This is a genomic window from Cytophaga sp. (assembly GCF_051961495.1).
Taxonomy (GTDB): Bacteria; Bacteroidota; Bacteroidia; order Cytophagales; family Cytophagaceae; genus Cytophaga.
In genome coordinates, this window is sequence record NZ_JBQCDF010000009.1 from 1 (window position 1) to 9,215 (window position 9,215).

General features: G+C 39.8%; 7 protein-coding genes. 2 read left to right on the forward strand and 5 right to left on the reverse strand.

Annotation, left to right across the window (positions count from 1 at the left end; genetic code table 11):
• The 3 genes from ACTHJT_RS00675 to ACTHJT_RS00685 form a co-directional block, all read right to left on the reverse strand.
• The coding region (locus ACTHJT_RS00675; RefSeq protein WP_440235641.1) for a DUF3857 domain-containing protein at nt 1-2,016 on the reverse strand (2,016 nt) is incomplete at its 3' end.
• Nucleotides 2,017-2,038: 22 nt separating this feature from the next.
• The gene (locus ACTHJT_RS00680; protein ID WP_440235642.1) at nt 2,039-3,973 is read right to left on the reverse strand and encodes a transglutaminase-like domain-containing protein; all 1,935 of its coding nucleotides are present in this window, start codon (nt 3,971-3,973) and stop codon (nt 2,039-2,041) included.
• A gap of 230 nt (nt 3,974-4,203) precedes the next feature.
• Entirely contained in the window at nt 4,204-4,992 is a 789-nt protein-coding gene (locus tag ACTHJT_RS00685) for a segregation and condensation protein A (RefSeq protein ID WP_440235643.1), read from the reverse strand.
• A 300-nt stretch (nt 4,993-5,292) separates the two neighbouring features.
• Here ACTHJT_RS00685 and dxs point away from each other — a divergent pair, with 300 nt between their 5' ends.
• On the forward strand, nt 5,293-7,203 hold the full coding sequence (gene dxs / locus ACTHJT_RS00690; RefSeq protein ID WP_440235645.1) for a 1-deoxy-D-xylulose-5-phosphate synthase: 1,911 nt from the start codon (nt 5,293-5,295) through the stop codon (nt 7,201-7,203).
• Nucleotides 7,204-7,236: 33 nt separating this feature from the next.
• On the forward strand, nt 7,237-8,052 hold the full coding sequence (locus tag ACTHJT_RS00695; protein WP_440235647.1) for an alpha/beta fold hydrolase: 816 nt from the start codon (nt 7,237-7,239) through the stop codon (nt 8,050-8,052).
• Between the two features lie 50 nt (nt 8,053-8,102).
• Here ACTHJT_RS00695 and ACTHJT_RS00700 read toward each other — a convergent pair whose 3' ends face one another.
• Entirely contained in the window at nt 8,103-8,813 is a 711-nt protein-coding gene (locus ACTHJT_RS00700; RefSeq protein ID WP_440235648.1) for an SIMPL domain-containing protein, read from the reverse strand.
• Nucleotides 8,814-8,934: 121 nt separating this feature from the next.
• A partial coding sequence (locus ACTHJT_RS00705) for a DUF3127 domain-containing protein (RefSeq protein ID WP_440235649.1) occupies nt 8,935-9,215 on the reverse strand: 281 nt, incomplete at its 5' end.

The following is a 9,215-nucleotide window of genomic DNA, read 5'->3' on the forward strand; positions in this document are numbered from 1 at the left end:
GAAAGATTTGTTAGCGCTTTCAAGTAAGGAAGCTTTGTAGCCTTCCGGAATTTCCAGTATAATGGTTGCTGTTTTAGTGGTAGCTACATCCAAAGAGCCGCTGTAATTTCTTTTTTTGAAATCTTCCTGCACCTTGTCATATTCACCGAATAAAGCACCGATTGTTACCATGTAACCGTTGCCGGCTTTTTTAACCAAATCATTTAATGTGAATGTTTCTTCGATTGAGAATTTTGTTGAATTCGGTGTTACACCATAACCATCAAATTTCCAGGTCTTGTATTCATCCATCATCGGATATTCTGATTTAACCAGCTCGCTATATGAATCCTTAACGGATTTAAAATATTCACCCTCTGCGGCGTCATTTTTCCTTTTTAATTCAGCAGCCTTAACATTATTCATTCCTTTATATAAAGAAGCTGAATCAACCGGCACATACAGATTTATATACTTTAACTGATCCGTATTGAAATCTCTATTATAGTAGTCGCTGATGTGGACGCTTGTAAACCCGTTTGTTGAAGACATTGTGCGTGTACAATTGATCTTGTCAAAATCTTCATTCAACGAAATTTTGAATTCTTCTTTAAGCGTGTTGTCTGTATAAGCGCGATTTGGTAAAACAAAATCGGTAAACGTAAATGTTTTCAATTTGAAATTGTAGTTGTTTACAATCAATGCATCTGCGCCGCTGAAGTAATTAGAGAGTTCGCCGAATTGCATATAATAGGTTGGATACATAAAATACTTTCCGTTCCAGCGAATTCCCCAGCTGATCTCAGCAGGACTGATCACGTTTTTAATACCTGCGGATTTATTACCGGTACTTAAAATCAAATCGAACGTTTGTTTTTTAGTAAGCAGGATTTCTATAAAGATATCTGCCACATACATATCATATTTGTCGCGGGCTATATAGTAGTCATATGCGCCGATCGCTTGTTCATTGACAATTTTCTTACGTATGTAGTACCAGCACAATTCCATCAGTTTATCGACATTTGTTTTAGCTATCGGATTTTTTGCGATAACTTCTGCCATAACCAGCTTGGCTGCAGAAGAGCCTGAGCTACGCAAACCTTCAAGTAACGCAACTGTTTTTACAAGCTCTTCATTAGATAATTTTGTGCGGATACGATTGTCGGTTGTTCTTACCGGAATCACCTGGTTGTTGTCACCGCCTGTATATCTTGTTAAAATGAATTTTACATGTGGCAGGTATTTTTCTCTTGGCAGGTTCCAGTCATTCACAACTTTTTCCTGTAATGAATCTTCCAGTGTAAAAGTAACGAGCCCGTTTTCACCAGTCTTTTGAGCCATTTCCGGAGCACCATTCAACGACTTGATGTAGATATAGCTATCTTTTGTCGGTGCTTCAATGGTGATAAATGTTTTTACAACGGGAAAGTCTGATGCCAGGTATATTCTTGTAAACGGAATGTTACCTGTCAATATTCCCATCGGGTTTTTAGAGATACGGGTAAAGTCAATAATATCACCCGTTTCAAGATCAGGCAGCGCAAAATTAAAGTACGTTTCATTCATCATTACACTGGATTTGTAATACAATGGAATAGAGGAATAGTTTGTTTCCTTGATACCGTCTTTCAGTTGCAGCGTACGCGATGTTCCGTTGGCTTTAATAATCGTTACTTCCGAAGAGTTTGTCTCTCCGTAGCCCGATGTATAATAGGTGGAATATTTTTCAACCGCAGCTTTATCTTTCAGGTACACCCGTGTTTTTACACGTTCAACAAAATAAATAACTTCACCTCTTTCAATAAAATAGTTGGACGAATTGAAAAGGATTACAACCGATTCATCCTTGAATTGTTCCGGCACATCTTTTATGGATGCTGAGTGTTTGTCAAATTTTTCTGACAACGCATTCGCAGCTAAAGCAGATTTTTTTGCAGCCTCATCGGCCAGGCGTTGGTCTCTTTTTTCGCTTGGCGTCTGAGCGTAGAGAACTGAGTTAATAACGAAAATTGTTATTACTAAAAGATAGCGCATAAAAGAAAAGTTTGGGTGAAAATTATTTGGTTAAGGTTACTTGGTTGGTATAATATTTCTTTAAATCCTTTTGGATCTTTGCATATTCCGCGGCTTTGGCCTTAGGTATTACTCCTGTAGGAAAGACAAATGTTTTCTTATATAAAACCTTTCCGCCAACAACAGTGTACTCCAGGTTTATCGAGCAGTAATCATTTTTAACTTTAAACGCAGGCGGTAATGTGCTTACTTTATAACCTTCAGGTATTGTCAATTCAACGGTGATGTCATAATTGATGATCATGTCAAATGTAAAATCCGTTAACCGCAATGTATCCTTTGAGTTTTTCCCGAAATAGCCGTCGAATTCCATATTGACAAACATTTCATTGTCGTCTTTGAATACCTGGTTGCTTAACTCGAATGAGTATTTTGCATAAAACGGTATTTCTCTGTTTTGCAGATCAGAAGTTTTAACGTTCGAAACCGCCATGTTGCTGTTTGATCTGGTGAAATAGTTTTTATAGAAGTCAACTTTCTTTTCAGATTTTGCAAAATGATATTTACGTATGTAGTAATTTTTCAAGTCTCCTTTTGCAGTCATTTCAGATTCTCCTACCAATTTATCGCCAACAACTTTCATGGTGATTTTATCAATCTCCTTGGAGCTATTGATGTCTTCAAATGGTATCGTTTCTATTTTGAATGTTTCTCCGTCTTCGATCATTACAGGTCTGCTCTGAATACGGTAAGCATTTTCACCGAATGCTGCGTAGCTCTCCGTACAATCCAGGAAATATGTTTTATTGTTCCAGTAAAGCGCACAGATCGCATGATTGAAGATTCCCAAGTACGGCAGCGAGCAGGTATATTTTGTATGGTTGGTATGAATCCATACAAACTTCGCATTGAAGCCTTCAAGGCGCAGCATGGTTGCCAGCAGGTTTGCCACTCCCTTGCAATCGCCGTATTTGTTATCAAGAACATCTTTCGCAGCCATAGGTTTAAAGCCTGCGATCCCATCTTCAAAGGCAATGTAGCGGATGTTATCCTGCACCCAGTAGTAAAGTGCTTTTATTTTTTCAAGGTCTGAGGTTTTTCCTTCAATGATTTTATCTGCTTGTGATTTCACAAACTCATCGTCCCTTTTCACTTCTGAATTCAGCTTGTGCAGGAAGGCATAAAAATCATTATAGCTTTCAAAGCAAGCTGTCTTTACTCCTTTAAGTGAGTATGATTTAACAATAGGTACGATATGCGGTAAATTCATGTCGGCACCGGTTGATCCGTTCTCGCCCAGGTGCGGCTTCACGTTTTCCATCTCATAAGTAATTGTTTTCACCAATGTCTTCGGATCTGTCGTGATTGTTTTTTTAATGCTGACACCTTCGAAATTGAATTCAACCAGATCTACATCTACATCTGTAGGGATTTCAAAAGAAATGATTCTTTTTTTCTGTGGGTATTCAGAATAAAAATAGGCTGCATCTAAAAATTTATAATCTTTATACGATTTGGTGATTTCTGTTTTTTCTGTTTCCCCTTTAGAAGCAAAGTTTAGCGCAATAGCCTTGTAGCGCGCATCTGAATGGAATATCCCTCCTGATTCAATGGCATTATCTACAGCTGTCGTATAATTAAGTACATACTTTTTTCCGTTTTTTGTATAAGAAACCATTTTGTCTATGGAAGAGAAGGTTCCATAGGTTTCATATACTCCTAACTCAACATTGTCTTTTAAAGAAAGATATTCAGACACGTGGTCTTCCTTAATGTTCAGGATTGCCCCTTTTGATTTTCCATCCAAAACAGAAAAAGTGATGGTTGATGTATTTACATCCTGATAAACAATAGATTCGGGAAACTGTTTGCTTAAATCTGTGGCAAGTTTTATAGATTCCGCGGTATTGATCTGTGCGGTCAGTGAGGTAGCACTACATAAAAATGCAGCAAATACCGGATAACTAAATAATTTCATGGGGAAATGTATAAAATAACTAAAATATCTCAATTGAACTGTTTGATACGTAATTATAAAGAAAATGATGCGGTTTTAATAAAATATAATTGAATAAATTCCTGCTCTGTAATTAAAATAAAAAAATGCTTTGTTGGGCACGTTCAACCAAAAATGTCCCGCTGCTTGGCGGGACATTTTGATCCGGTGAACGAAGATTAAAGCAAGATCCTAATAGGACCTGTATATTTTTATTCTGTATCGTTGGCGTATTCGTTTACAGCGGCGTGTTCGCCGTCGTATTGGGCGATCCAGAAGTTGTTAAAGCCTTCTCCCAGATGCAGCTGGATTTTCTGCAGCGCCAGCAACTCAAGAATGGAAAGAAAGTTGTAGATCACAGCCATTTTTACAGGAATATCTTTGATGATATCTACAAATGAAATCCGCTGTCCGCGGCTTACTTTGTTGATGATGTACTCTTTCTGCAGTTCAATTGAATACGGATATTGAACAACGTGGTGGATAGGTTTTGATTTTTCTTCCTTCCAACGCGCGACAACTTTTTCAAAAACTTTCAGGAGTTTATACAGGTCGATGTCCTGAAGCTCAGTTTCCACGTTGCTTACCTCAGAAAGCAGTTTCAATTCTTTCGCGATATTTCCGCGCTTCTCTCTTTTCAGAGATGTTTCTTCGAGCTCAGAGAATTCTGCAATAACTGATTTGTATTTCTTGTACTCCAGTAAGTGAGAAACCAATTCTTCCCTTGGATCTATTTCATTTCCATGGACGTCAATTTCAGGTCTTGGCAATAAGGTCTTTGCCTTGATCCGCATCAGAGTTGCCGCTACCAGGATGAATTCACTTGCAATATCAACATTCATCTTTTCCAGACGATGAATATACTCCAGAAAGTCGTTTGTTATTTTCGAAATCGGAATGTCATATATATCAAGTTCGTCCCGTTCTATAAAGAACAGAAGCAAGTCGAAGGGGCCTGCAAACAAGGGTAACTGGATTTCAAAATTCGGGTCCTTTGACATGATCTAGTGAAGCAATTAAAGTGAATTGAAATGGTTAAATTTCATATCAAATATACTTAATTCCGGAGCGGGAGTTTTATCCCGGAGCTGCCATCTTTTACACGTTTCCGGTTGATAAATAGGTGGATTGAGGTTAATATCTTGTGCATATCCGGCATGCAACAAAAATGGTTTCGGGACCGGATATACTAAAAGCCTGTTGATTATTCGTTTGATACTGAAGAATCAACACAAGAGAATAGCTAAACGTTAGCTAAATATTGTTTATCTTTGTTTTTGTAAACGACCAAAATTTACACCGTGATTCAAGCTGGAGAACTTTTACGTACGATTCATTCCCCTGAAGATCTTAAAAAATTAGATACCAATCAGCTTATTGCCCTTTCTGATGAATTAAGACAGTTTATTGTTGACAATGTTTCCGTTTACGGAGGCCATTTTGCAGCCAGTCTCGGTGTGGTTGAATTGACCATAGCCTTACATTATGTTTTCAATACGCCGACAGACCAATTGGTTTGGGATGTAGGCCACCAGGCTTATGGCCACAAGATCTTAACCGGCCGTATGGAAAATTTCCATACCAACAGAACTTATGGCGGCTTGTCGGGTTTTCCAAAAAGATCTGAAAGTCCTTATGATACCTTTGGCGTAGGCCACTCTTCTACTTCCATTTCAGCGGCACTGGGCATGGCCGTAGCCAACCAGTACCAGAACGATAACCGCCAGCACATTGCTGTAATCGGCGATGGTGCTCTTACCGGCGGTATGGCGTTTGAAGCTATGAACCATGCCGGAGTAACCAACTCCAACCTGCTGATCGTGCTGAACGACAACTGCATGGCAATTGATCCCAACGTTGGCGCATTAAAAGATTACCTTGTAGATATCACAACGTCCCGCACATATAACCGTGTACGCGACGAAGTATGGAACATGCTCGGCAAGATCAGCAAGTTCGGACCAAATGCTCAGGCGATCGCTTCTAAAGTTGAAAGCGGTTTGAAGGCTTCGTTGCTGAAACAAAGCAACCTCTTTGAATCGCTGCATATACGGTATTTCGGTCCCGTTGACGGGCATGACCTGAATCATTTGGTGCAGGTGCTGAATGACCTGAAGGATATTCCCGGTCCAAAGATTTTACATACACTTACCACTAAAGGTAAAGGCTTCGCACTGGCCGAGAAAGATCAGGTAAAGTGGCATGCACCGGGTAAGTTTGATAAGCTTACCGGTAAGATTCATGTAAAAACTTATGATACGCCGCAGGCTCCCAAGTATCAGGATGTATTCGGACATACAATCATTGAACTTGCTGAAAAGAATAAAAAAATCATGGGCATCACGCCAGCCATGCCTTCGGGCAGCTCGCTAAATCTCATGATGGAACAGATGCCCGACCGCGCATTTGATGTGGGTATTGCCGAACAGCATGCCGTTACCTTCTCTGCCGGACTGGCAACACAAGGGCTTGTTCCTTTCTGCAATATTTATTCAACCTTTATGCAGCGCGCATACGATCAGGTGATCCATGATGTGTGCATACAAAACCTGCATGTGGTGTTTTGCCTGGACCGCGCCGGCTTTGCAGGCGTAGACGGACCAACGCACCACGGTGCGTATGACCTCGCATACTTCCGCTGCATACCCAACCTCGTAGTTGCTGCTCCCATGAACGAGCAGGAACTGCGGAACATGATGTATACCGCACAGCTTGAAAAAAATAACCGTCCGTTCTCTATCCGTTATCCGAGAGGGCAGGGTGTGATGCCAAACTGGAAAACTCCTTTTGAAGAACTGGAAATCGGGAAAGGCCGCAAGGTAAGTGACGGCGAAGATATTGCCATCCTTACCATCGGACATATCGGCAATTATGTTATAGAAGCAAAGGTGCTACTCCGCGAAGAAGAATTATCACCGGCCCACTTCGATATGCGTTTTGTAAAACCTATTGATGAAGCAATGCTGCATGAGGTATTTAAAAACTTTAAAAAAATCATAACTGTTGAAGACGGTTGTTTAATGGGTGGTTTCGGAAGTGCTGTGCTGGAATTTATGGCAGATAATAATTACTCCGCGCAGGTAGTGCGCCTGGGTATTCCGGACAGAATCGTTGAACACGGTGAACAGATAGAATTGCAGACTGAATGCGGCTTTGACCCCATAAGCATTGCCAAAACAGTACGTAATCTTTCAAGTGTCGTATTAAAATAATTTTACATCACATACCTTATTTAACAAAGGCCGATGAAAACATCGGCCTTTGTTTTGCATGCTGCTGTTATGAGTAAACCTCTTGTTTATACAGATAAAGGCAATGGACCAGTACTTGTTTTTGTACATGGCTTCTGTGAAAGCAAATCCATCTGGAATGCCTTTACACAAACGCTGACGTCTTCATACAGGGTTGTCTGCGTTGATCTGCCCGGCTTTGGTGAGTCACAGCTGGACCAGGATACGGTAAGCATGGAATGGTTTGCCGATGAGTTTCATAAACTAATTAAGCTGTTAAACATTCCCGGGTTTGTTTACATAGGCCATTCACTGGGCGGTTACGTTGGACTGGCATATGCAGAAAAATATCCAGCCTTCCTTAAAGGTCTATGCTTGTTTCATTCTACCGCATACGCAGATTCAGAAGAGCGAAAAACTAACCGCAACAAAACCATTGCCTTCATTCACAAGTATGGTGCAGACCTGTTTACACAATCCTTTATTGAGCCGCTTTTTTTATTGCAGAACCGACAGCTTTTCAAAAATGAAATCGCTGAATTGAAGGCAATCGCGAAACAGGCTTCCGAGAAAGGCATCATCGCAACCACTGAAGCCATGCGGGATCGGCCGGACAGAGCACATATTCTGCAAACAACCAAGGTGCCTGCATTATTGATCGGCGGCCGAAACGATGCTACAATACCCATTCAGAAATTGAAAGAGCTAGCCAACCTATCGCCTATGATTACGCTCGCAGAAATCGATGCCTGCGGACATATGGGCATGTATGAACAAAAGGAAAAAACCCTCGGTGTACTTCAATCTTTTTTACATACATGTATAAATTAAAATAACCACGTGGCCTGCGTGGTTATTTTAATCGTTTCGGTTTTTTAGGTTTATTGAATTGCGAAAGTTGCATTTACCTGGAACTGAAGTTTGATTTTTTGGAAGCCAATATCTGAATCACTTCCCGAAGAACTATACAAACCATCATAAGCAACATTGGCTTGGGGTGCTATATAGTTTGACGTATATACAGCCTGAGGAAATGCCACATTATCATATTCGCTGATCTCAATGGCGCCGCCTATTTTTTCGTCAATTGCTTCAAGCAGATAAGTTGCTTTTGCTTTAGCAGCCCTTATAGCTTCAATTTTCAATTGTTTTTTTAGCTCAGTAATTTTTGAATGCGAATAATTTCTTATTGAAACGGAATAAATAGATTCCGCATTTACATTATCTAATATCTGATCCATTTTTGAAGGTTCAGAAACTTTGATGATATAACTTTTAGAATTATACAATTCCGCATCTGTTTTTCTTTTCCTGCTCCAGCTAAGGCCCGCAACCTGTTCTACGGTAAAATTTTCCTTTGTAATACCAGCTGATGTTACGGCTTGATTTAATTCTTTTTCAAGCTTCTCCAGCGGAACTTTGGTTTTATCTTTTTGATATTCTTTTATTACTACTCTGAAATAAATTTCATCCGGAACGATTTCCATTTCAGCCGTTCCCGTTACAGAGATTTTCTTTTGAACAGGTGTTGTTTGTGCATATGCAGATACAAATGCACAAATAAAAACAATAGATGCGATCAGGTGTTTCATATTGAGTTGTTAAAGATTAAGAAATACATGTAAAAGTTATTAGTCTGAAACCAGAATCTAAACGAATAAAAAAGGTTCAGCAGTATATTGCTGAACCTTCATTTGAAATTTTTATAAGAAATTAAAATGGCAAATCACCATCATCTGCTTTTTCCATAAAATCATCTGCCGGTGGTGGGAAATTCGGCGGTCCGTCATTACCTGCACTTCCCTGCTTTGCAACTTTCCATGCGCGCAGTTCTGTATACCAACGTTGATTGTATTCTCTGCTTTCGACATCAAAAGATACTTCAACAGCATCCCCCTGCTTGATAGCAAACTGATCTATTTTATCGCCCCAAATTGAAAAACAAACTTTTTTAGGGTATTGGCCAGCAGTTTCAAGAATATATTCCTGCTTCT

Excerpts from the sequence above, each read along its gene's own strand:
- ACTHJT_RS00680 (WP_440235642.1), bottom strand. The coding sequence starts at position 3,973 with ATGAAATTATTTAGTTATCCGGTATTTGCTGCATTTTTATGTAGTGCT.
- ACTHJT_RS00685 (WP_440235643.1), bottom strand. The coding sequence starts at position 4,992 with ATGTCAAAGGACCCGAATTTTGAAATCCAGTTACCCTTGTTTGCAGGC.
- ACTHJT_RS00695 (WP_440235647.1), top strand. The coding sequence starts at position 7,237 with ATGAAAACATCGGCCTTTGTTTTGCATGCTGCTGTTATGAGTAAACCT.
- ACTHJT_RS00700 (WP_440235648.1), bottom strand. The coding sequence starts at position 8,813 with ATGAAACACCTGATCGCATCTATTGTTTTTATTTGTGCATTTGTATCT.